Origin of the sequence: Nocardia rhizosphaerihabitans, from assembly GCF_014646295.1 — a bacterium.
Taxonomy (GTDB): Bacteria; Actinomycetota; Actinomycetes; order Mycobacteriales; family Mycobacteriaceae; genus Nocardia; species Nocardia rhizosphaerihabitans.
This window is the reverse complement of sequence record NZ_BMNE01000010.1, coordinates 15,617-37,404: the sequence shown is the minus strand read 5'-3', so window position 1 is coordinate 37,404 and position 21,788 is coordinate 15,617. Positions and strand designations below refer to the sequence as shown.

At 70.5% G+C, this 21,788-nt stretch carries 17 protein-coding genes; 4 read left to right on the top strand and 13 right to left on the bottom strand.

What is annotated here, in order from left to right:
- Positions 1 to 14: 14 nt before the first annotated feature.
- The 8 genes from IEY60_RS30425 to IEY60_RS30390 form a co-directional block, all read right to left on the bottom strand.
- Positions 15 to 1,142 (bottom strand): histidinol-phosphate transaminase, encoded by a 1,128-nt coding sequence (locus tag IEY60_RS30425; RefSeq protein WP_189033962.1) that lies wholly within the window; start codon positions 1,140 to 1,142, stop codon positions 15 to 17.
- Positions 1,139 to 2,476, bottom strand: a complete 1,338-nt coding sequence (gene hisD / locus IEY60_RS30420; protein ID WP_189033961.1) for a histidinol dehydrogenase — start codon at positions 2,474 to 2,476, stop codon at positions 1,139 to 1,141. The genes IEY60_RS30425 and hisD overlap by 4 nt, the downstream gene beginning before the upstream one ends.
- Positions 2,477 to 2,629: 153 nt before the next feature.
- The gene (locus tag IEY60_RS30415; RefSeq protein WP_229740269.1) at positions 2,630 to 4,228 is read right to left on the bottom strand and encodes a serine/threonine-protein kinase; all 1,599 of its coding nucleotides are present in this window, start codon (positions 4,226 to 4,228) and stop codon (positions 2,630 to 2,632) included.
- 88 nt (positions 4,229 to 4,316) lie between these two features.
- Positions 4,317 to 6,098 carry a penicillin-binding transpeptidase domain-containing protein gene (locus IEY60_RS30410; RefSeq protein WP_229740268.1) on the bottom strand — a complete coding sequence of 594 codons (1,782 nt, stop codon included), beginning with the start codon at positions 6,096 to 6,098 and terminating at the stop codon, positions 4,317 to 4,319.
- Positions 6,099 to 6,106: 8 nt separating this feature from the next.
- The gene (locus IEY60_RS30405; RefSeq protein ID WP_308426143.1) at positions 6,107 to 8,188 is read right to left on the bottom strand and encodes an acyltransferase family protein; all 2,082 of its coding nucleotides are present in this window, start codon (positions 8,186 to 8,188) and stop codon (positions 6,107 to 6,109) included.
- Between the two features lie 131 nt (positions 8,189 to 8,319).
- Positions 8,320 to 9,183, bottom strand: a complete 864-nt coding sequence (locus tag IEY60_RS30400; RefSeq protein ID WP_189033960.1) for an arylamine N-acetyltransferase family protein — start codon at positions 9,181 to 9,183, stop codon at positions 8,320 to 8,322.
- An 82-nt stretch (positions 9,184 to 9,265) separates the two neighbouring features.
- On the bottom strand, positions 9,266 to 10,255 hold the full coding sequence (locus IEY60_RS30395) for a TAXI family TRAP transporter solute-binding subunit (protein ID WP_189033959.1): 990 nt from the start codon (positions 10,253 to 10,255) through the stop codon (positions 9,266 to 9,268).
- A gap of 34 nt (positions 10,256 to 10,289) precedes the next feature.
- Positions 10,290 to 12,416 carry a TRAP transporter permease gene (locus IEY60_RS30390; protein ID WP_189033958.1) on the bottom strand — a complete coding sequence of 709 codons (2,127 nt, stop codon included), beginning with the start codon at positions 12,414 to 12,416 and terminating at the stop codon, positions 10,290 to 10,292.
- Between the two features lie 157 nt (positions 12,417 to 12,573).
- On the opposite strand from IEY60_RS30390, the gene IEY60_RS30385 reads away from it, so the two are divergent.
- Positions 12,574 to 13,752 carry a winged helix DNA-binding domain-containing protein gene (locus IEY60_RS30385; protein WP_189034121.1) on the top strand — a complete coding sequence of 393 codons (1,179 nt, stop codon included), beginning with the start codon at positions 12,574 to 12,576 and terminating at the stop codon, positions 13,750 to 13,752.
- 93 nt (positions 13,753 to 13,845) lie between these two features.
- Here IEY60_RS30385 and IEY60_RS30380 read toward each other — a convergent pair whose 3' ends face one another.
- From IEY60_RS30380 to nadA, 4 genes are all read right to left on the bottom strand, one after another.
- Positions 13,846 to 14,643 (bottom strand): phosphotransferase, encoded by a 798-nt coding sequence (locus IEY60_RS30380; protein WP_189033957.1) that lies wholly within the window; start codon positions 14,641 to 14,643, stop codon positions 13,846 to 13,848.
- A 47-nt stretch (positions 14,644 to 14,690) separates the two neighbouring features.
- On the bottom strand, positions 14,691 to 15,551 hold the full coding sequence (gene nadC / locus IEY60_RS30375; protein WP_189033956.1) for a carboxylating nicotinate-nucleotide diphosphorylase: 861 nt from the start codon (positions 15,549 to 15,551) through the stop codon (positions 14,691 to 14,693).
- Between the two features lie 97 nt (positions 15,552 to 15,648).
- Positions 15,649 to 17,337, bottom strand: coding sequence for an L-aspartate oxidase (locus IEY60_RS30370; RefSeq protein WP_189033955.1), 1,689 nt, complete (start codon positions 17,335 to 17,337; stop codon positions 15,649 to 15,651).
- A 37-nt stretch (positions 17,338 to 17,374) separates the two neighbouring features.
- A complete protein-coding gene (nadA, locus tag IEY60_RS30365; RefSeq protein WP_189033954.1) occupies positions 17,375 to 18,412 on the bottom strand; it encodes a quinolinate synthase NadA in 1,038 nt (345 codons plus the stop codon).
- A gap of 78 nt (positions 18,413 to 18,490) precedes the next feature.
- Here nadA and IEY60_RS30360 point away from each other — a divergent pair, with 78 nt between their 5' ends.
- Positions 18,491 to 19,219, top strand: coding sequence for an NUDIX hydrolase (locus IEY60_RS30360; protein ID WP_189033953.1), 729 nt, complete (start codon positions 18,491 to 18,493; stop codon positions 19,217 to 19,219).
- A 10-nt stretch (positions 19,220 to 19,229) separates the two neighbouring features.
- On the opposite strand, the gene IEY60_RS30355 is transcribed toward IEY60_RS30360, so the two are convergent.
- Positions 19,230 to 19,904 (bottom strand): TetR/AcrR family transcriptional regulator, encoded by a 675-nt coding sequence (locus tag IEY60_RS30355; protein WP_229740267.1) that lies wholly within the window; start codon positions 19,902 to 19,904, stop codon positions 19,230 to 19,232.
- 95 nt (positions 19,905 to 19,999) lie between these two features.
- Between IEY60_RS30355 and IEY60_RS30350 the strand changes: the two genes are divergently transcribed.
- Together IEY60_RS30350 and IEY60_RS30345 are read left to right on the top strand one after the other, a co-directional pair.
- Positions 20,000 to 20,953 carry an ATP-binding cassette domain-containing protein gene (locus IEY60_RS30350; protein ID WP_189033951.1) on the top strand — a complete coding sequence of 318 codons (954 nt, stop codon included), beginning with the start codon at positions 20,000 to 20,002 and terminating at the stop codon, positions 20,951 to 20,953.
- Positions 20,950 to 21,756: an ABC transporter permease gene (locus IEY60_RS30345; protein ID WP_189033950.1), complete on the top strand. Its 807-nt coding sequence runs from the start codon at positions 20,950 to 20,952 to the stop codon at positions 21,754 to 21,756. Before IEY60_RS30350 ends, IEY60_RS30345 begins: the two co-directional genes overlap by 4 nt.
- Positions 21,757 to 21,788 lie beyond the last annotated feature (32 nt).

Here is a 21,788-nt window from a genome sequence, read left to right as displayed (position 1 = left end):
CTTGCCTCCAGCGGTCAGTGGGTGAGGTCGGTGCCCGCGATGTCGCGGCTCACGCGCAGGAACTCGTCGTTCTCCGCGGCGAGCCCGACGGTGGCGCGCAGGTAGCCGGGGATGCCGACGTCGCGGATGAGCACACCGGCGTCGAGGTAGTGCTGCCAGGCGCGTGCGGCGTCGGTGAACCGGCCGAAGAGGATGAAGTTGGCGTCGCTGGGAATCACCTCGAAGCCCTGCTCGGCCAGCGCGGCGGCGACCCGGTCGCGCTGCGCCGCCAGTTCCGCGACGCTGCCCAGGGTTTCGTCGGCGTGCCGCAGGGCGGCGCGCGCGGCGGCCTGGGTGACCACCGACAGGTGGTAGGGCAGGCGAACCAGCAGGATCGCGTCGATCACCGCGGGCGAGGCGGCCAGGTAGCCGAGGCGCCCGCCGGCGAAGGCGAACGCCTTGCTCATGGTGCGGGTGACAACGAGCTTGGTCGGGAACCGGTCGATCAGCGTGATCGCGCTGGGCGCGGCCGAGAACTCGCCATAGGCCTCGTCGACGACGACGATGCCGGGCGCCGCCGCGAGCAGGCGCTCGAGCTCGTCGATCGGGATGCTGTGCCCGGTCGGGTTGTTCGGGCTGGTCACGAACACCACGTCGGGGTGGCGCTCGGTGATCTGCGCGACGGCGTAGTCGATGTCGAGGGAGAAGTCGCCGCTGCGCTTGGCCTCGATCCACTCGGTGTCGATGCCCTCGGAGATGATCGGGTGCATCGAGTACGAGGGCACGAAACCCAGTGCGCTGCGGCCCGGTCCGCCGAAGGCCTGCAACAGCTGCTGCAGGATCTCGTTGGAGCCGTTGGCCGCCCACACATTGGCGGTGTCGACGGCGACGCCGGTCTGGCGGGTCAGGTACGCGGCGAGGTCCGCGCGCAGGGCAATCGCGTCCCGGTCCGGGTACCGGTGCAGGTCCGCGGCGGCGGCGCGCACCGATTCGGCGACGTCGTCGATCAGCGCCTTGCTCGGCGGGTGCGGGTTCTCGTTGGTGTTGAGCTGCACCGGCACCGTCAATTGCGGTGCGCCGTACGGGGATTTGCCGCGCAGGTTGTCGCGCAGCGGCAGCTGGTCCAGGGTCGCCGAGGCGCCGGGCACGGTCGGAGTACTCACGACAGTGCCTCGAAACGCGCCTGCACGGCCTGGCCGTGGGCGGGCAGGTCTTCGGCATCGGCCAGGGCGACGACGTGTCCGGCGACATCCTTCAGCGCGGCCTCGGTGTACTCCACGATGTGGATGCCACGCAGGAAGGTCTGCACGCTCAGACCGGACGAGTGCCGCGCGCAGCCCGCGGTGGGCAGCACATGGTTGGAACCCGCGCAGTAGTCGCCCAGGCTGACCGGCGCCCACGGGCCGACGAAGATCGCGCCGGCGCTGCGCACCCGCGCCGCGACGGCCGCGGCATCGGCGGTCTGGATCTCGAGGTGCTCGGCGGCGTAGGCGTCGACGACACGCAGGCCCTGGGCGATGTCGTCGACGAGGACGATCCCGGACTGCTTGCCGCTCAACGCTTCCCGCACCCGCGCGTCGTGCTTGACCACGGTGAGCTGGGTGTTCAGCGCGGCGTCGACCGCGTCGGCCAGCGCGACGGAGTCGGTGACCAGCACGCTGGCGGCGAGCACGTCGTGCTCGGCCTGGCTGATCAGGTCAGCCGCCACGTGCACCGGGTCGGCGGTGGCGTCGGCGAGCACCGCGATCTCGGTGGGGCCCGCCTCGGCGTCGATGCCGACCAGGCCGCGGCACAGCCGCTTGGCCGCGGTGACATAGATGTTGCCGGGACCGGTGATGAGGTCGACCGGTTCCAGGGCGGCGCCGTCGGTGTCGGTGCCGCCGTAGGACAGCAGCGCCACAGCCTGGGCACCGCCGACCGCCCACACCTCGTCGACGCCGAGCAGCGCGGCGGCCGCCAGGATCGTCGGGTGCGGCAGGCCGCCGAACTGGGCCTGCGGCGGCGAGGCCACGACGAGTGACTCCACGCCCGCGGCCTGGGCCGGGACGACGTTCATCACGACCGAGGACGGGTAGACGGCATTGCCGCCGGGCACGTACAGCCCGACCCGCTCGACCGGCACCCACTTCTCGGTGACGGTGCCGCCGGGCACCACCTCGGTGACGGTGTCGGTGCGGCGCTGATCGGCGTGCACCTTCCTGGTCCGCTCGATGGCGACCTCGAGCGCGGCGCGCACGGCCGGGTCCAGCTCCTCGAGTGCCTTGGCCAGCTCGGCGACGGGCACGCGCACCGCGGCGGGACGCACGCCGTCGAACTTCTCGCTGTAGTCCAGCGCGGCCTCGGCGCCCCGGTCGCGGATGTCCTCGACGACCGGCCGCACATGATGCAGCACCGAGTCGACGTCGACCCCTCCGCGCGGCAGCGCGGTGCGCAGCTCGGCAGCGGAGGGAGTACGACCGCGCAGATCGACGCGGGCGAGCTCGATGCGGGAAGTCATATCGGGGTGCAGTCCTGTCTGTGCGTGGCTCAGGTCAGGTACCAGCCTAATGGGCGCCCGCCATCGCTTTTCCGGCACATCCCGCCGAAGACGACGGACCCGGCAGGGTTGTCCCTGCCGGGTCCGTCGACAATCCGTTGTCCGAGCCGGCTGTCAGCGGGTGTCGCCGTCGATTCGCAGGCTGCCGCCGGAGTTCACGACCCGCATGACCATGGCCTTGGTCTGGCCGTTGATGGTGATGCTGGCCAGGCGCATGTCGGTCGAGCCGTCGGCGTTGTTGCCCTTGACCGCGGTGATGCTGGCGAAGGTGTCGACGGTGCGGTCGTTCCAGTACTCGCGGAACGCGGCCTCACTGCCGTAGACCTTCTGCGCGGCCGGGGTCAGCAGCGACCACGAACCGGCCGGGTTGGAGAAGAAGTCCTCCACCAGCAGGCCCGCCGAGCCGATGTCCACCGTGCCGACATTGGCGGTCTGGCCGAGCGCGGCCGGGACCGCGCTGGGCGAGGCCGGACCGGCCGAGGCCTGCACCGAGGTCGACGGATTCGCCTGCACCTGCGGCGAATTCGAGTCCGAGCTGTTCATCGCGCTGATCCCGACGGCGATGGCGGCGATCACGGCGCCGACACCGGAACCGATCAACACCGCACGGCCCTTGCCCGCCTGCTTGCGCGGCAGGGGTGCGGGCTGGGCGGCCGTCGGCGGGTGCGCGGCGGTGTCGTGGCGCGCCGGCGGACGCGGGTTCGACCGGATCTGCCTGGTCGTCGCGGTGGACGCGCCCGCGTGCGAGGTCCGGTGCCCGGACTGCCGGATCACCTGGGTCGCGGCAGCGGAGTTGCGACGGCCGTAGGCCTCGCTGGCAGGCACGAATCCGGCGGGCACGGCGTCGGCGTCGGCGAAGGCGGCCAGCGCGTCGCGGGACTCGGTCATCGTCGGCCGGTCCAGCGGGTCCGGGCTGAGCAGGTCGAGCAGGAAGTCGGTGGCCGGACCGGCGTTGCGCGGCTCGCGCACCTGACCGTTGGCCGCCGCGTAGAGCACGGCTAGTGGGTTGGAGTTGGCGCCGTAGGGCGGCTCACCCTCGAGCGCGTGGAACAGCGTCGCACCCAGCGCGAACACGTCGGCGGCCGGCGTCGGATCGGAACCGCGCGCGACCTCCGGCGCCAGGTAGGCGGCGGTGCCGCAGATCAGGCCCGTCTCGGTGAGGGTGACGTCACCGGCGGCGCGGGAGATGCCGAAGTCGGTGATCTTCACCTCACCGTGCTCACCGAGCAGGATGTTGCCCGGTTTCACGTCACGGTGCACGAGTCCGGCCTGGTGGGCGGCGATCAGCGAGGACGCGACCTGCTCACCGATGCGGGCGACCTCGGTCAGCGGCAGCGGACCCTTCTGTCCCAGCTCGGCGGCCAGGCTGACCGACTTGAGGTACTCCATCACCAGGCACGGATCACCGTTGTGCTCGGTGATGTCGAAAACGACGATGGCGTTGGGATGCTGGAAGCGCGCCGCGTTGCGGGCTTCCCGAATCGCACGCTGGCGCAAGACATCCCGCTCGCCCTCGGGCAGGCTGGGTTTGATGTGGATCTGCTTTACAGCCACGGAGCGTTGGAGGCGTTCGTCGACAGCACGCCATACAACGCCTGTGCCGCCGCTACCAATACGCTCGACCAGGCGGTAATGCTCCGCGATCTTCTGACCGGTATCGATGGCGCCTACTCCGAACCTTCTCGAAATTGTGACATCCCGCGTATTGACCATGGATATGGTCCGTCGACGAGTGTAGCTGGCCCGGTGCGGACCGCGTGCGGCAGCGGGGGGATTGCCCGCCCACCTAGGGTGACATAGATCATTGTTTGGCTCGCAGCATCCGTCCGGCCGCCTCCACCGCGGGCCCCGAACTTCCCGCGTCGGCGACGAAGACCGCGAACGCGAGGTCGCCGTCGATGCCGACGAACCAGCCGTGCGCGTGCTTGTCGTCGAGGTATTCGGCGGTGCCGGTCTTGCCGAGCAGCCCCGGAATATCGCGTAACGCGGTGGCGGTTCCGGCGGACACCGTCTCTCCCATCATGGTCTCTATCTGCGACGTCACGTCGGCGGGCACCGGCGCGGACGCCCGATCCGCGGTGCCGGGCCGCCCGCGCACGATGGCGGGCGCCGGCGCGGAGCCGTGCGCGAGCGAGGCGGCGACGAGCGCCATCCCGAACGGTGAGGCGGTGACACTGCCCTGCCCGATGCTCGACTCCACCTGCTGGGCCGGGTTCTGCGCGGGCGGAACCTTCCCGGTGACAGTCGTCAAGCCGGGTGTCACATAATCCACCCCCAGACCGAGCTGCGCGGCGGCCGCGGTGAGCCCGTCGGCGGGTAATCGCACGCCGAGTTCGGCCATCGTGGTGTTGCAGGAACGCGCGAACGCGGTGTGCAGCGGCACCGGGCCGAGATCGAAGCCGTTGTCGTTGGGAATCGTGCGGCCCTCGATGGTCGCGCGGCCGGGGCAGGGCAGCACGGTGTCGATGTTCACCCCGCCCGCCTGCAGCGCGGCCGAGACGGTGACGGTCTTGAACGTGGAGCCGGGCGGGTAGAGGCCGGTGAGCGCGATCGGTCCCTGCGCGTCCGCCGGTGCGTTCTGGGCGACGGCGAGGACTTCCCCGGACGACGGCCGCAGGGCGACGATCGCGGCGGGCTGGGTCAGCGGGGTCAGGGCAGCCTCGGCGGCGTTCAGCAGGTCGATGTCGACGGTGGTCGCGATGTCGGTGGTCGGGGTCGCGTCGGGTCCGGCGATGCGCTGGGTGCCCTGTGCGGTCTGCGCGCGCACCGCCCACCCCGCCGCGCTGTCGGCCTGCTGCTGCCAGAGTTCGGCCAGACCCGAGGTCGTGGGTCCGGCCAGGGTCTTGTCGACGGTGAGCAGCCGGGTCTGCGGTGCGAGCGTCACACCGCGCACTCCGCTCAGTGCCTGCTGGACCGGGGCGATGTCGGCTTCGCGCAGGGCGACCGCGGTGATCGGTTTACCTTGCGCCGCAGCCAGATCCGTCTGCAATGCGGCCTCGGTGACACCGTGCGGCGCGAGCAGCGCGGCCGCGGCGGCCAGATCGGCGTCGGGTGCGACGGTCACCAGCGTCACCACCTGCTGGGTCATCAGGTCACCGCCCGAGGAGTCCAGCACGCGCGCGGGTTTCGGGTAGACGGGGCTGTAGCTGAGCGGTCCGAGTTCGAGCCCGGGCGCGACGGTCGCGGGATTCCAGTCGATCTTCCAGCCGTCGGTGTCGGCGGCGGTGCCGGTGCTGGTGTAGGTCCACTCGTTGCGGCCCTCCGGGCCGAATTTCCAGGTGGATTCGAGGGTGAAGGAGCTGTCGTCGGTAGCCGACACCCGGACCGAGTCGTTCTTTCCGAGGTTCTCGAACAGGGTGGTCAGGACCGGACGGGCTTGCTCGGGCTCGTCGGTGAGTGCCGCGGCGGCGGACGCGTCACCGCTGCTCAGGGCGGCGGCGAAAGCGTCGGCGACGGTCTGTGGCTGATCGGGTCCCGACGAGCACGCGACCGGCAACAGGGCGAGCGCGAGGAGCAGGACCGGTGTCTTGCGGGAGATGCGCACGCGACCGAGGGTAGCCGGAGTCGCGGCGTCGGTACGCATCTCGCTCGTTACCACCAGCCGGTGATCGCCCCGATCTGGCGGCCGAGCTCGGGGGCGAGCGAGCGCGCGTAGCTGGCGGTCAGGTGGTGTTCGTCGCGGTAGATGAGCACATTGCCCTCGACGACCCGGCACCGTTGCGGTCTGCACACGGCATCGGAGAGGTCGAGCAGGTAGACGTTCGGGTAGCCGGCCGCCGGTTCCGCGGCCGGGTCGACGGCGTCGAGCGCGTCGGCGCGGTCCAGGCCGCAGCTGTCGGGATCGCCGCGGTGGGCCAGGCAGTCGGTGGCGCGGTAGAGGACCCCGTCGCGGCGCAGTCGCGGAGTATCGCGCAGCGCCAGCACATTCAGGCCGCGGTCCTGCATCGCCGACCACACCTCGAGATACTCACCGGGCACTTCGTCACCCAGACCGTCCGTGCGATACCGCGTCGACAGCGTGGGCACCCAGTCCGGCGGCTCGGCGGCCAGGCGGTCGAGCACCTCCACCGACCATTCGTGACATTCGGGGAACGGCCATTCGCCATACGACGGCTGATCGGCGAGGGTGACCGGGCACCCCTCCTTGAGATAGGAGACCACCCGGATGCCGTGCTCGACGCCGAGCAGTTCCAGCGCGGGAATCCAGTGCTCGGAGTGCGATCCGCCGACCACCGCGATCGAGCGGGTCGCGGTGTGGTCGCCGTAGACGCAGGTGCGGACCTCGCGGTTGGGGGTGATGCAGCCGTCGGTCGTCGGCGGCGGCGAGTCGGCCTGCCCTTCGAACACGGTAGGGCGCATCGGTTCCGGCGAGTACTCCGCGCCCGACAGCAGGGCGGCCGCCCCCGGATACCGGTCGACGTCGAGTGCCTGCGGCGGCACCGCCGGATTGGCCCGCAGCACCAGCTGCCAGCCCAGCGCCGAGGCGAGCACGGCGACGGCCAGCGCGTTGACCAGCACCCCCGTCGGCCGCTGCCGGACGACCGGGCTGTCCTGACCGGTGGGTGGCACCCGCAGCGGCGTCTCGACCAGGCGGGTGGTGGCGTACGCCAGCACCAGCGAGACACCGATCACGATCAGCCCGTCGGCCAATCCGGCGTGCGCGCGGCCGGATTCGGCCAGATAGAAGATGAGAATCGGCCAGTGCCACAGATACAGCGGGTAGGCGATGGCGCCGAGTTCGGTGCAGACGCGCCCGGCCAGTACCCGGTTCGGCCACGCCGCCACCCCCGCGACACCGAATCCGGAGGCGATCACCAGGCAGGCCGCGGCCACCGGCCACAGCGCCGCCTCCCCGGGAAACTGGATGGCGCCGTCGAAGATCGGACCGCACGACAGCACCATCAGCAGACCCACCGCGGCGGCGAGTCCACGCATCCGTCGCGGCAACCGCAGCCACGGCGCGGCCACGGCCAGCGCCGCACCGGCCAGCAGTTCCCAGCCGCGCGCGAAGCTGTCGTAGTAGGTCCACGCCTGATGCTGCGCGGAGCCGGACGCGGCGTACCAGAACGAGAGCAGTCCCACCCCGGTCAGCACCATCAGCAACGCGGGCCGACCTGCCGCGCCGCGCCGTCGCAGCCACGCCCACCCGGCCAGGACCGCGAGGATCACCAGATAGAACTGGCCCTGCACCGACATCGACCACAGGTGCTGCAACGGGCTGACCGACGGGTCGGGCGCCAGGTAGTCGAGTTCGGCGGTCGCGAGATACCAGTTCTGGACATAGAACATCGAGGCCAGCGTCTGCGCCGCCGTCTCACCCAGCTGGGTGTAGGGCCGCAGGGCGACCGTGGCGAGCACGATGGCCGCCAGCACCACCACCAGCGAGGGCATCAACCGGCGCACGGTTCGCCGCGCGGTCACCCGGGCGGACACACCCCCACGACGTTCGACCCCGCGGACCACCGCGCCGGTGAAGAAGAACCCCGACAGCACGAGAAACACGTCGACCCCGCCGGAGACCCGGCCCGCCCACACGTGGAACGCCACGACCAGCGCGATCGCGACGCCACGCAACCCGTCCAGGTCCTGCCGCCGCCCGGACGAGGCGACGACGGGTCGACGAAGGATCGCCGTCTCCGGCGCAACCGCGGACGCGGGCTGAACTTTCGGCACGAACGACCCCAACGATTCGGACCCCACAGCACGCAGCGGGGGTTGTTTCCCGGCAAGTAACCATCAATTTGCCGTAGCGTCACGTGGGAAGCAAACCGCCGAGCCGTGGTGGAGGCCCGCGATGTGGGCCGCTAGTCCCTTCGCCAGGGCATCGTCACCAGGGCTGCCGCGTCGGATTCGTCGAGGTCGATGTCGAATACCTCGGTCAGCACCTTGGGCAGTTCGCCCGGTTCGAGTTCCCGCGAGTGCCCGGTGCCGTCGGGATATTCGGTGGTCAGCGTCATATCGTCGAGCACGTGATGGACCTCGGGCAGGAACCGCTGCAGGAAGGGCCGGGTGGTGAACGGGGATCGCGGCGACGTCGAGACGAAATGGTTGCCGACGGCGTAGTCGATCCGGTACTGCGGGTTCTCGGTGAACGTGTAGCGATCGATCCAGCCGTCACGGCCGAACTGGAACAGCACCCACAGGTCGCCGACGCGGCGCTCGAGCCGGAAGCGCCAGTCGCCGAGAGTGAATTCGCCACGCCCGTCGACCAATTCGAAGGGTTCGAGCGGGCCGAAGCCGAAGCCGACATCGCAGATCCAGACGCGATCGTCGTCGGGTGTCGTCACCCGCAGCAGGGCGTGGGTGGCGGGCCGGATCGCCCCGTCGGCGAGCGCGCCGTAGGTGACACGGCCGCTCAGCCCGGTGACCCCGAAACCGAAACGTTCCAGCACGGCGGCGAACACGCCGACGTTCTCGAAGCAGTAGCCGCCCCGGCGGCGCCGGATCAGTTTGTCCTGCAACGCCTCCAGCTCGAGCGGGATCCCACGGCCGAGGATGATCTCGAGATTCTCGAACGGGATCGTCGTGGTGTGGCCGTGAACCAGTGCGCGGAGCGTCTCGACGGAGGCGGTGCGCGGTCCGTCGTAGCCGATCCGGTCCAGGTAGGCGTCCAGGTCCAGGTCCTCGCCCAGCCAGCGGTCGTCGCGTCGCACAGTAGCCTCGGTCATGCCTCGCACAACCGCGCGGCGGCGACCCTTGTTCCCGGCCGTGACCGTCGCGACCGCACCCGCGGACGCGACGGTCCCGCACTCAGCCCAGCGCGACCTCCGACCCGCGGTGCAGCTGCACCGGCGCGGTCTTGCTCGCGGTGTCGGCATTGATGCCCTTCGCGGCCGGATTCGCCTGCTCCAGCTGCGGCTTACGGTCGAGCAGTGTCTTGGTGAGCACGCAGGCCAGGTTCGCGTCGAGGTCGTCGCGGACGACGAGCAGGTTGGGCACCACGATGGTGGGCACGTCGGCGGCGAGGCCGTAGGTGGCGGCGGGGATGGCCGCCGTCTCGTACACCGGGTTGATCTCCTTCAGCTTGGGCAGCACCCCGGTGATGTCGAGGAAGCGGACCTTGTCCCTGGCGGTGGTGAACAGGTCGGTGATGCCGGGCGTCGGCAGGCCACCCGACCAGAACATCGCGTCGATGGAGCCGTCCTTGAGCCCGTCGACCGTCTTGGTCAGGTCGAGCCGCTGCGCGGAGACATCGCTGTCGGGGTCGAGACCTGCGGCTTGCAGCACGCGCTGCGCGATGACCTCGGTGCCGGACTTGGGCGATCCGGTGGACACCCGCTTGCCGCGGAGATCGGCGAGCGAGTTGATGCCCGCGTCGGCGCGCACGATCACCTGGGTGTAGTTGTCGTAGAGCCGGGCCAGCGCGCGCACCGGCTGCGGGCTGGTGAAGCTGCCCTTGCCCTGGACGGCGTCGGCGGCGGAGTCGGCCAGCGAGAAGCCCACCTGGTAGGTGCCGCCGACGACCTGCTGGATGTTCTGCACCGACGCACCGGTTTCGGCGGCGGTCGCCTTGACCGTGCCGCCGGTGGCGGCCGAGATCTGCTCGGCGTAGGCATTGCCCAGCGCGAAGTAGACGCCGGTCGCATTGCCGGTGGCGATGCCGATCCTGGTGTCCTGCTTCACTTCACAGGTCACCTCGCCACCGGCGTCGGCGGTCGGGGTGTCCTGCCGCCCGCCGCATCCGGTGAGCAAAGCGGCCGCGGCGGATACCGCGACCACGGCGACAACTGTTCTGACCATGAGGTCCCCTCTCGTCGGAGCTGATGTCCACGGATCACGGTGTGTCCGTGGCTGTTCGGCGTCGCAGCCGGTCGACGACGCCCGCGAGCACGGCGACGAGCAGCAACACGAGTCCGATGGCGGTCGCGACCGGATTCGGGTAGAGCAAGGTCAAACCGGCCGCCGCGGCCAGCCCGCGTGGGATCGGCCCGACCGCGCCGATGCCGAACAGCCAGCCGCCCGTCGCCGCCGCCAGCGCCGCCACGCCGACACAGGCGGCCGCGCTCACCCACAGCACGTCGAGCAGGGCGCCGCGGCCGAGCAGGTGCTGGCCGGAGTCGGTGAGCACGAACATCAGCGGCACCAGGAACGCGGGCAGCGCGTACCGCAGCGCCGCCCACATGGTCGGCATGGCTTTCGCCCCGGTGACCGCGGCCGCGCCGACGGCGGCCAGCGCGGTCGGCGGCGTCACCTCCGAGAGCACCGAGAAGTAGAAGACGAACATCGCTGCCGCGGGCGCGGCGACGTCCAGGTCTAGCAGGGCGGGCCCGATGATCACCCAGCCGATGACGAACGACGCCGTCACCGGCACCGCCAGGCCCAGCAGCGACAGCGCGATGGCCGCCAGCACCGCGGTGGTCGCCAGGACGACAGCGGGGTCGTCGGACAGCACCGAACCGGCCCGCACCAGCAGCGACGCCAGTTGCGCGCCGAGGCCGGTCTTGGTGGTCATCGCCGTGATCACGCCCGCCGCCGCACACACCGCGACCACGGGCAGCGCCGAGCGCATGCCGAGCGACAGCGCGCGCAGGGCCTCGAGCGTGAACTGCCCGACCTCCTCGCTCGACCACCGCTGCCTGTCGGCGCTCGGAACAGTGTGTTCGCCAGGCTCTTTCGTCGGTTCGTCGGCAGCTTCCGCTCGCGCGCGCAGCATCCGATCCGGCACGGCCAGGATCAGGGCGAGCACCGTGGCGTAGACGACGGCGCGGGTCGCGCTCATCCCGGCCAGCAGCAGCACGACGATCACGATCAGCGAGGAGAAGTGATACCCGAAGCGCCCCAGCAGTTTCCACCACGGCGTCGGCAGCGGTCCGTCGGCGAGATCGGCCGGGGCGCGTCCCTCGGCGTGGATGCGGCGGGCGTCGATCTCGACCGACAGCAGGATGCCGAGGTAGTAGAGCAGCGTCGGGATCAATGCCCAGCCGAGCACCGTCACATACGACACGTCGAGATATTCGGCGACGATGAACGCCGCGACGCCCAGCGTGGGCGGCGACAGAATCGCGCCGACACCGGCCGCCGCGAGCATGCCGCCAGCCTGTTCGGGCCGGTAGCCAGCCCGGCGCAGGATCGGCCAGGTGACCGCGCCGGTGCTCACCGCGGTCGCGGTGCCCGACCCGGAGACCGTGCCGAGCAGGAACCCCGACACCACCGCTGTCCGTCCCGCCGCACTGTGCGAGCGACGGAACAGCGAGACCGACAGATCGACGAAGAACCGTGCGGCACCGGAGAATTCGAGGACGGCGCCATAGAGGGTGAACAACACGATGTAGCTGGCCGCCACGTCCAGCGGTGTGCCGTAGAAGCCGCTGCCGGAGTTGTACAGGGCGTCCACGATCTGGTCGACGTCGAGTCCGGCGTGCGCGATCGCCCAGTCCTGCGGCAGCAGTCCGCCGTAGTAGCCGTAGGCGAGGAACACCAGGCACACCGCGGGCAGGATGATCCCGGTGGTGCGCCGGCATGCCTCGAGCACCAGTACCAGCAGCAACCCGCCCATCACCACATCCAGTGGCGCCAGCATCCCCTGCCGGTCGAGGAACGCGTTGTAGCCGCCACCCGCGTCACCGATGCGCAGCGGCAGGATCGGATACAGGCACACCAGCAGCGCGACCGCGGCCAGCACCCAGTCGAGCACGGCGGGACCGTCGGCGCGATCGAGCCTGCCCCACCACGACCGGTAGCTCAGATACACCAGCGGCAGCGCGACCGCGAGAAACACCACCAGGTAGTACTGACTGCCTTGGGCCAGCGGCCGGAACACCTGCCACACCGCCAGCAGCGCCAGCCCGAGCGCGACGACGCCGACCAACCGCCCCGCGAACCCCGAGAGCACCCGCGCGGGCCGCTCCTCGTCGTCCACACCCAGATCAGCGGCAGTGACGACCGGTGGCGCTGCGCTCATGAGCGGACCATAGCAACGGGATTCGCGCGTCGGAGCGAAAACGACGACCGCACGGTCTGCACAAAATGGACATTTCGCGCCGGTGGATTCGGCTGTCGATCAGCGCCTCGAACCCGCGCACGGCAAGTTCGTCGGTGCCCCCGCCTACGATCCGGACATGCTCTCGATCGACGTCGCGCAGCGACGCGCACGCCTGGCGACCCGGCATCGCCTCGCGCCTTCGGCCCGCTCGACCGACCCCGTCGACATCGCCCGCTCGATGGTCGTGCTGCACGCCACCGATCCGGCGACGGTGTACCTGTCGGTCGGCGCCCGCGGCATCGATCTCACCCCGGCGGATGTCGAGAGGGCGCTCTACGACGACCGAACCCTGCTGCGGCTACTCGCCATGCGCCGCACCATGTTCGTCGCGCCGACCGAGTTGCTGCCGGTCCTGCAGGCCTCCACCTGCGACGCGCTGGCCCACAAGCAGCGCCGCGCCTACGGCCGCTATATCGAACAGGCCGGGGTCGTCGACGGCGACATCCAGTCCTGGCTCAGCGATGTCGAGGCCGAGACGCACGCCGCGCTGCTCGCCCGCGGGGCGGCGACCGGCGTGCAGTTGAGCAAGGACGTGCCGCGCCTGCGCACCCAGATCGACACGTCGCCAGGCAAGTCGTATTCGAAGCCGACCAGCATCACCACCTGGGTCCTGGTGGTGCTCGGCGCCGAGGGCCGGATCGTGCGCGGGCGACCGAACGGCAGCTGGGCCAGCAGCCAGTACACCTGGGCGCCGGTCGAAACCTGGCTGCCACAAGGGTTCTCCCCCCTTCCGGCCGAGCAGGCCCGGGTCGAACTGGTGCGGCAGTGGCTGCGCGCCTTCGGCCCCGCCCCTGTCACCGACCTGAAGTGGTGGACCGGCTGGACCCTCGGCGAGGTCCGAAAAGCCTTGGCGCACCTGGAAACCGTCGAGGTCGACCTGAACGGAGTCACCGGCATCCTCCTCGCCGACGACCTCGACCCGGTCCCCGCCCCCGAGCCCTGGGCCGCCCTGCTTCCCGCCCTTGACCCGACTCCCATGGGCTGGCAGTCCCGCGACTGGTTCCTGGGCCCGCACGCCGAGGCCCTGTTCGACCGCAACGGCAATATCGGCCCCACCATCTGGGCCGACGGCCGCATCGTCGGCGGCTGGGCCCAACGCCCCGACGGCGAAGTGGTGACCCGCCTCCTCGAGGACGTGGGCACCGACACCCGGAAGCTGATCGACGCCGAAACAGACCGCACCACAACCTGGTTCGGCGACGTCCGCACCATCCCCCGCTTCCGGACGCCGCTACAACGCGAACTCACCGCGTAGACATCGGACCACCGTCCGGCGGATCGACCTGACCGCACCGCACTTCAGCGGCCGGATTCCCAGCACACCGGTGTCATGCCTTCCGGCTCGACATCATGTCGGCCACCCGTGCGCCGGACCATCAGCTGCGGAACTGTCCAGCCTGTCGAGCACGCCGGTGAGACCGCTGCGGACCGTCTCGGCGTCACCGATGTCCAAGCCGTGGGTCACTTCGTACCAGGGTCCGAGTTGTTGCCATACCAGCGCGCGGCGGCGTAGGTCGTCGGTGAGGCCGTAGGCGGCGGCGATCGCGTCAGCGAAGTCGACCCCTGCACCGAACAGTGGCCACGCCAAGTCGATCGCGGCATCGCCGAGATGAGTATCGCCGAAATCGATCACGCCGCTGACACGACCTTCGTCCACCAGGATGTGTTCGGGCCCGAGGTCGCCGTGGACGAGGGTGTCCGCGGGGAGTCCCCCTGCGGCGTCGAGGATCGCCAGCGCCGAATCTTGCCGCGGGACGGGAATCAGCGGCACAACCTCGGCCCGGAAACGGCTGATCGTCGCTGTCCGTTCGTTCCTGGCCTCCGCCGCCGGCGGCAATCCGTGCCCGACCGCCGCGGCCGCGGGAATGTCATGCAGTGCACGGAGAAACGTCCCGATCGCGAGACCGTCCTCGGCATCAGGCGATTCGATCGCCTGGCCGGGCACGAGAGCATGCCGCACGACCAGCGGCGCCTCCGCCACGATCCGTGGAACCGGCACCGCCAACGGCAGCAACGGTGCCAGCCAGGGCAGCAACCGGGTTTCGCACCGCAGTTGATCGGCAACCTCCGGACGGCGCGGTCGCCGCTCGACCCAGTGACCGTCGACCAGCACCGCGACGCTGTCCCACCCTTCGGAGAACTCCACGACCACACCGTAGAACACCGGCGATCGCCGCAGCTCAGGTCGCCTGGTCACATATCGAGGCCGAGGTCGAGCACGCGGACCGAGTGAGTGAGGGCGCCGATGGCGAGGTAGTCGACGCCGGTGCGGGCGTAGTCGGCGGCCTGTTCGAGCGAAAGACCGCCCGAGGACTCGAGTTTCGTCTCGGGGGCGCTGGTGTCGCGGCGCTGGACGGCGGCCTGGGTCTGCCACAGCGGGAAGTTGTCGAGCAGGACCAGCTCGACGTTCTCGGCCAGCACCGCGTCGAGCTGTTCGAGGCTGTCCACCTCGACCTCGCAGGCGATATCGGGAGCGAGCTCGCGGACGGCGCGCAGGGCGTTCACGACCGAGCCCGCGGCGACGACGTGGTTGTCCTTGATCAGCGCCGCGTCGCCCAGTCCCATCCGGTGATTCACACCGCCACCGACGCGCACCGCGTACTTCTGCAGCGCACGCAGCCCGGGCAGGGTCTTGCGGCTGTCGCGGATCTTGCAATCGGTGCCGTCGACCTCGTCGACCCAGGCCGCGGTGGCGGTGGCGATACCGGACAGGTGGCACACCAGGTTCAGCATGGTCCGTTCGGCGGTGAGCAGGCCACGCGTCGGCGCCTCGATGCTCAGGACGGAGGTGCCGGGCTCCACCCGGGTACCGTCGGCGACCCGATCGGTGACGGTGTAGTTCCCGGCACCGATCACCTCGTCGAGCACCAGCAGCCCGACATCGAGCCCGGCCACGGTGCCGTCCTGACGCGACACCACCGAAGCCTTGCTCACCGCATCGGCGGGCACGGTCGCGACCGTGGTGACGTCGGGCCCGTACCGCAGGTCCTCGTCGAGGGCGGTGCGGATCAGCGCCAGCAGCTCGTCACGATCCAAGGCGGCATCCAGAGCCATCACTGCACTCCTGTTCTCGGGCGCACCGTGCGCCGGTTCGATTGGGCGGAGGACATGATCCGTCCGCCGGTCTTGCTCAGGCGACTGTGCCCGGTGTTCATCGCGCACAGACCGGCACCGCGACGACATCGACGGTGGACAATTCGACCGTGCCGTCGGCGCCCAGCCGCACCGCGGTGCTGTGCCGTCGGTCCTCGGTCGGGCCCGGATACTCCGACCGCGTATGGCAGCCCCGGCTCTCGGCGCGGTCGGCGGCCGCGACCAGCAGCGCACGGGCGGTCAGCGTCAGCGCGGCATCCTCGATCCGGCGCAGGGTGGCACTGAAAATTCCTGGACCGGAACCGGTTTGGTCAGACTGCGCAGCACCTGAGACGGCGTCGAGTGGCGACGACACCGACCTGGCCGCTGCGCCCCCCGCGGTGTCCAGTGGCGATGCCACCGACCTAGCCGCCTCGATCCGCGCCAGTGCGCCACCGAGCCCGGCACCGTCACGCACGACGGACGCGTGCTCGGTCATCGCCTGCTGAACCACCGCCCGGTCGGCGAATTCCACCGCCCACGACGGGATCTCCTCGATCCGCGCGCGCACATCGAGCCGTTCGGCCGCAGCCACACCGGCCCGTCCGCCCACCACCAGACCCTCGAGCAAACTGTTGGAGGCCAACCGATTCGCACCGTGCAGCCCGGTCCTGGCGACCTCGCCCGCGGCATAGAGCCCGGGAACGCCGGTCCGGCCGTGGGTGTCGGTCAGCACCCCACCGCACTGGTAGTGCGCGCCAGGAGCGACCGGAATCAGTTGCGCCACAGGGTCGATCCCGGCTGATAGACACGAAGCGGTGATCGTCGGGAACCGCTGGGCGAAGCCGTCGATCCGGCGCGCGTCGAGGAAGACGTGATCGGTCCCCGTCGCCCGCATCCGCTCCGCGATGGCCCGCGACACCACATCCCGCGGCGCCAGATCACCCCGCGGATGCACGCCCGCCATCACCGAGTCGCCCTCGGTATCGACAAGAATCGCGCCTTCACCGCGCACTGCCTCGCTGATCAGCGGCCGCCTGCCCACTCCGCCGGGCGTGTAGAGCACCGTCGGATGGAACTGCACGAACTCGAGATCGGCCACCGCCGCCCCGGCCCACAGGGCCAGCGCCACACCGTCGCCGGTCGCGCCGGGCGGATTGGTACTCGAGGCGTAGAGCTGTCCGAGCCCACCGGTAGCCAGCAGCACCGCGGGCGTGCGCACGACACCGAAACCGTTGTCCGACACCGCGACAACGCCACGCACACCGTCGGGCCCGGTCATCACCCGCAACGCGGCGGCACCGAACAGCACCGGCAGCCCGGCCGCGTTGAGCGCCCGCTGCACCTCGGCCCCGGTGGCGTCACCACCGGCGTGGATGATGCGGCGGGTGCTGTGCCCACCCTCGCGGGTACGCGAGATCTGGCCGTCGCGACCGAGATCGAAGACCGCGCCGAGGTCGGTCAGCGCGGCCACCGCCGCCTGCCCGCCCGCCACGATCGAACGCACCGCGTCGATCTCGCACAGCCCGGCACCGGCCTCGACGGTGTCATGCACGTGCGAATCGACCGAATCGCCCTGTGGCGCAACGACGGCGATGCCACCTTGCGCGTACTGCGTGGAGGTGTCGGTGGGCCCGCCCTTGCTGAGGATGAGCACCCGCAGCCCACGCAGCGACGCCGTGCGCGCGGCCGTCAGCCCCGCGACGCCACCACCGATGACCACCAGGTCGACCTCGGCCTCCCAGGAGACCGGAACCGTCGCCGTCATGGTCGTTACCGGCTCGACCGCGCGGCGAAGGGCGCGGTCACTCCCCACCGCCGGGGTTGCCGATCGCGATCATCCGCTGCACCGAGGCGCGACCTGCCTCGGCCATCGCCAGGTCGACATGCACCTCGTCGGCGCCCTCGACCAGGCAGCGCAGCAGCGCGGCCGGGGTGATCATCTTCATGTACTTGCAGGAGGCGCGATCGTTGACGGCCTGGAAGTCGATGCCGGGCGCCGCCTTGCGCAGCTGGTGCAGCATGCCGACCTCGGTCGCCACCAGCACCTGGTTCGACGTCGAGGCCTTGGCCGCGTCGATCATGCCGCCGGTGGACAGGATGTGTACCCGCTCGGCCGGGAACGCGCCCTCGCCGGCCAGGTACAGCGCCGAGGTGGCGCAGCCGCATTCCGGGTGCACGAACAGCTCGGCGTCGGGGTGGGTGCGCGCCTGCTCGGTGAGCTCGTCACCGTTGATGCCCGCGTGCACGTGGCACTCGCCCGCCCAGATGTACATGTTCTCCCGGCCGGTCTCACGCTTGACGTGCGCGCCCAGGAACTGGTCGGGCAGGAACAGCACCTCGCGATCGGGGTCGATCGAAGCGACCACGTCCACGGCGTTCGACGACGTGCAGCAGATGTCGGTGAGCGCCTTCACCTCGGCGGTGGTGTTCACATACGACACCACCATCGCGTCGGGGTGCTCGGCCTTCCAGGCCCGCAACTCCTCGGCGGAGATGGAATCGGCCAGCGAGCAGCCCGCGCGCTGATCCGGGATCAGCACCGTCTTGGCGGGGCTGAGAATCTTGGCGGTCTCGGCCATGAAGTGCACGCCGCAGAACACGATGGTGTCTTCTTCGGCCTCGGCCGCGATTCGCGACAGTGCCAGCGAGTCGCCGACGTGGTCGGCCACGTCCTGGATCTCGGGCAGCTGGTAGTTGTGCGCGAGGATCGTGGCGTTGCGCTCACGCGCCAGCCGCCGCACCTCCTGCGCCCACTCCGGCGTCGCTTCGACACCCGTGTACCCCGTGGGTCCGTCGAAGACCGAACCCATCAGCGTCGGCTGTGTAGTCGTCGTCGCCATGGTGGCTCCCTTCCTCGTGCGAACGGCGCCATCGCCTCGATTCGCACCAAACCAGGTTTTCGACTTAGAATCGAAAACGTGCCCCATAGTAACACCATCCACGAATCGCTCACCGCGGTGTTCCAGGTTCGCCGCTTCCCCGCCGAGGTTTCCGCAGGTAGCGGCGCCGCGGGCCGTTCGAGGCACCCGGAACTGGCGGTGCTGCTGTGGGAGCGGGCACTCGACCCACAGAAGGGCACCTGGTCGCTACCCGGCGGCCGGCTCCGCGACGACGAGGACCTCGACGCCTCGGCCCGGCGCCAGCTCGCCGAGAAGGTCGACGTCCGCGAGCTAGCCCACCTGGAACAGCTCTCGGTGTTCAGCGACCCCGACCGCGTCCCGGCCCCGCGCCGCATCGCCTCGGCCTACCTCGGCCTGGTCCCCCTGACCACCGAACCCGAACTACCCCCCGACACCACCTGGCACCCGGTCTCGGCACTCCCGGACATGTCCTTCGACCACCGCACCGTCGTCGACCACGCCCGCACCCGCCTGGCCGCCAAACTCTCCTACACCAACATCGCCTACGCCCTGGCCCCCGACACCTTCACCATGTCCACACTCCGCGAAATCTACTGCGCGGCACTGGGTTACGACGTGGACACCACCAACCTCCAACGAGTCCTCTCCCGCCGCAAGGTGATCACGCCCACCGGCGACACCGCCCCCTCCGGCCGCGCTGGCGGCCGCCCCGCCGCCCTCTACCGCTTCACCGACTCCGGCCTCCGCGTCACCGACGAATTCGCCGCCCTGCGCCCGCCGACCTGATCGGCGCCGTTCATCTCCCGGTGTCGGCGAGGATGCCGAACAGCAGGGCGTCGACGCCGGCGACGAACACCTCGTCGTTGGTGATCGGGCCCTGCGCGGAGGCGGGCTCGGTCGCGAACAACGCTGCGAGGTGCGGAAAATCGCCCGGCGGTGCGGTCAGGCCCGCACCGAGTTGCGCGGCGGACAGACCGGCTGCTTCCTGCGCCGCGAAGGTCGCGCCCCAGCCGGACAGCAGGGCGATGCCCATCATGGTCGCGCCTGCGGCGAGCCCGGCGGGGGCCAGCGCACCGGCCATCCGGTCCAGGTAGCGCACCGAATTGGGGCCCATGGCCGTCGGGCCCGCCTGCGCCAGCCATGGATGCCTGCGGTGTAGCGCGCGGGACTGTTCGGCGAGGGCGAGCACGTCGGTGCGCACATCGCCGGTGGTGGCCGGGTAGTCGTATTCGCCCGCCACCCGGTCGACCATGAGCGCGATCAGGTCATCCTTGCCGTCGACGTAGCGATACAGCGAGGCGGCGGCGGTGCCGAGTTCGTCGGCGACCCCGCGCATCGAGACAGCCCGCAGTCCGCCCGCGTCGGCGCGCCGCACGCAGGCGTCGGCGAGCTGGTCGAGCGTGTACGCCGGGCGCGGCCCAGGGCGGGGCGCACCGCCGCGCGACCACAACGAGGATCCGGTGTGCGTCATAGGTGCCAGCATGCCGCAGAACGCCAGTTGCGAACAGTGTTAGCAGATGCGTATCCTGCAATTGCGAACGCTGTTAGCAATGGAGGGAGAACGCCGTGCACGCCATCGAAGCCACTGCACTGACCAGGACATACGGCAAGAACACCGTGGTAGACGGGGTGGATCTGCGGGTGCCGACCGGCCAGGTGCACGCCCTGCTCGGCCCGAACGGCTCGGGCAAAACCACCACTGTGCGCATGCTGGCGACCCTGGCGCGCCCCACGTCGGGCCGGGCCGCGATCCGCGGTTTCGACACCGTCGGCCAGGCCGACGACGCGAAGCGGCAGCTCGGCCTGGTCGGCCAGTTCCACGCCGTCGACCCGCGCCTGACGGGACGGCAGAATCTCGTGCTGCTGGCCCGCCTCAACGGCTTCCGCGCCGTCGCGGCCCGCCGTCACGCGGCGGAATTGCTGGATCGATTCGAACTGGCCGGGGCCGCCGATCGCACGGCAGGCACCTATTCCGGCGGCATGCGCCGCAGGCTCGACATCATCGCGGGCATGATCGTGCGCCCCGCCGTGCTGTTCCTCGACGAGCCGACGACCGGACTCGATCCGCACAGCCGCAACGAGATCTACACCTACGTCCGCGATTTCGTCGCCGAGGGCACCACCGTGCTGCTCACCACCCAGTACCTCGACGAGGCGCAGCGCCTGGCCGACGCGATCACCATCCTGGAAGCCGGGAAGGTGATTGCGACCGGAACACCGGAGCAGATCCTCGCGGCCGTGCCCGCCGGCCTCGACCTGGTCGTCGCCGATCCGCGCCGCCACGACGAGGTGCTGGCGATCCTCGGCAGCTTCGGCGGCTCGCCGGTGGATCCCCTACCAGCACAACCTGATTCGCCACTGGAACTGTCTTTCACGTTCACCGGCGAGGCCCCCGGTCTGCTCACGGTCCTGCGCGCGCTCGACGCAGCCGATATCACCGTCCGCGATATCGGCACCCGCGCGACCACTCTCGACGACGCGTTCCTCGCGCTCACCGGTCACGATCGGATCGCGGCATGAGCGCGACCGACACCCGCGAGGTGTCCGTCTACGCCGGTGCGTCGATCCTGTTCGGGCGGGTGCTGACGAACTACCGCAACTCCCCCGGCCTGTTCGCGATCACCCTGGCGGCGCCGCTGGGCATGATGCTGCTGTTCGGCTTCGTCTTCGGCGGCGCGCTCGCCGGCGGCGGCGACGCCACGGCCTACCGCGCCTACCTGGTACCCGGTGTGCTGGTCCTGGTCGCGGCCATGGGACTGACCTCCACCGCGTCGACCGTGAACGCCGACCTGCACAGCGGATTCACCGACCGGCTCCGCGCGCTGCCGCTGTCGCCTGCCGCCGCACCGGCCGGGTTCGCGCTGGCCGAGACCGTGGTCGGTGTGCTCGCGCTCGCGCTGATGTCCGGCGCGGGATACCTGCTCGGCTGGCGGGTGGACGCCACGCTCGGCGAGGTCGCGGCGGCGATCGCACTGCTGCTGGCGTTCCGCTGGGTCCTGGCCTGGCTCGGCATCGCGCTCGGCACGGCGATCAAGGACGAACAAGCGCTGCAGCAGGCGGCGCCGATGATCTTCGGCGCGCTGATGTTCTCCAACGTCTTCGTCCCCGCTGCCACCATGCCCACCGGCGTCGCGACCATCGCCGAGTGGAATCCGGTCAGCGCCATCGTCGCAGCACTGCGCACGCTGCTCGGGTCCGATCCGGCCGCGTCGGCGGGCGCGTGGCGGACCCAGCATCCGGTCCTGGCCGCATGGCTGTGGATCGCGGCTCTGTTCGCCCTGTCCGCACCCCTCGCGATCCGCCGCTACGCGAGTTCGGCCTGAGCTGGTTGTCGGTGGTCGCTGTCACACTGCTC

Excerpts from the sequence above, each read along its gene's own strand:
- IEY60_RS30415 (WP_229740269.1), bottom strand. The coding sequence starts at position 4,228 with ATGGTCAATACGCGGGATGTCACAATTTCGAGAAGGTTCGGAGTAGGC.
- IEY60_RS30410 (WP_229740268.1), bottom strand. The coding sequence starts at position 6,098 with ATGCGTACCGACGCCGCGACTCCGGCTACCCTCGGTCGCGTGCGCATC.
- IEY60_RS30355 (WP_229740267.1), bottom strand. The coding sequence starts at position 19,904 with ATGACGCACACCGGATCCTCGTTGTGGTCGCGCGGCGGTGCGCCCCGC.
- nadC (WP_189033956.1), bottom strand. The coding sequence starts at position 15,551 with ATGGCTCTGGATGCCGCCTTGGATCGTGACGAGCTGCTGGCGCTGATC.
- IEY60_RS30385 (WP_189034121.1), top strand. The coding sequence starts at position 12,574 with ATGCTCTCGATCGACGTCGCGCAGCGACGCGCACGCCTGGCGACCCGG.
- nadA (WP_189033954.1), bottom strand. The coding sequence starts at position 18,412 with ATGGCGACGACGACTACACAGCCGACGCTGATGGGTTCGGTCTTCGAC.
- hisD (WP_189033961.1), bottom strand. The coding sequence starts at position 2,476 with ATGACTTCCCGCATCGAGCTCGCCCGCGTCGATCTGCGCGGTCGTACT.
- IEY60_RS30400 (WP_189033960.1), bottom strand. The coding sequence starts at position 9,183 with ATGACCGAGGCTACTGTGCGACGCGACGACCGCTGGCTGGGCGAGGAC.
- IEY60_RS30345 (WP_189033950.1), top strand. The coding sequence starts at position 20,950 with ATGAGCGCGACCGACACCCGCGAGGTGTCCGTCTACGCCGGTGCGTCG.
- IEY60_RS30370 (WP_189033955.1), bottom strand. The coding sequence starts at position 17,337 with ATGACGGCGACGGTTCCGGTCTCCTGGGAGGCCGAGGTCGACCTGGTG.
- IEY60_RS30390 (WP_189033958.1), bottom strand. The coding sequence starts at position 12,416 with ATGAGCGCAGCGCCACCGGTCGTCACTGCCGCTGATCTGGGTGTGGAC.
- IEY60_RS30395 (WP_189033959.1), bottom strand. The coding sequence starts at position 10,255 with ATGGTCAGAACAGTTGTCGCCGTGGTCGCGGTATCCGCCGCGGCCGCT.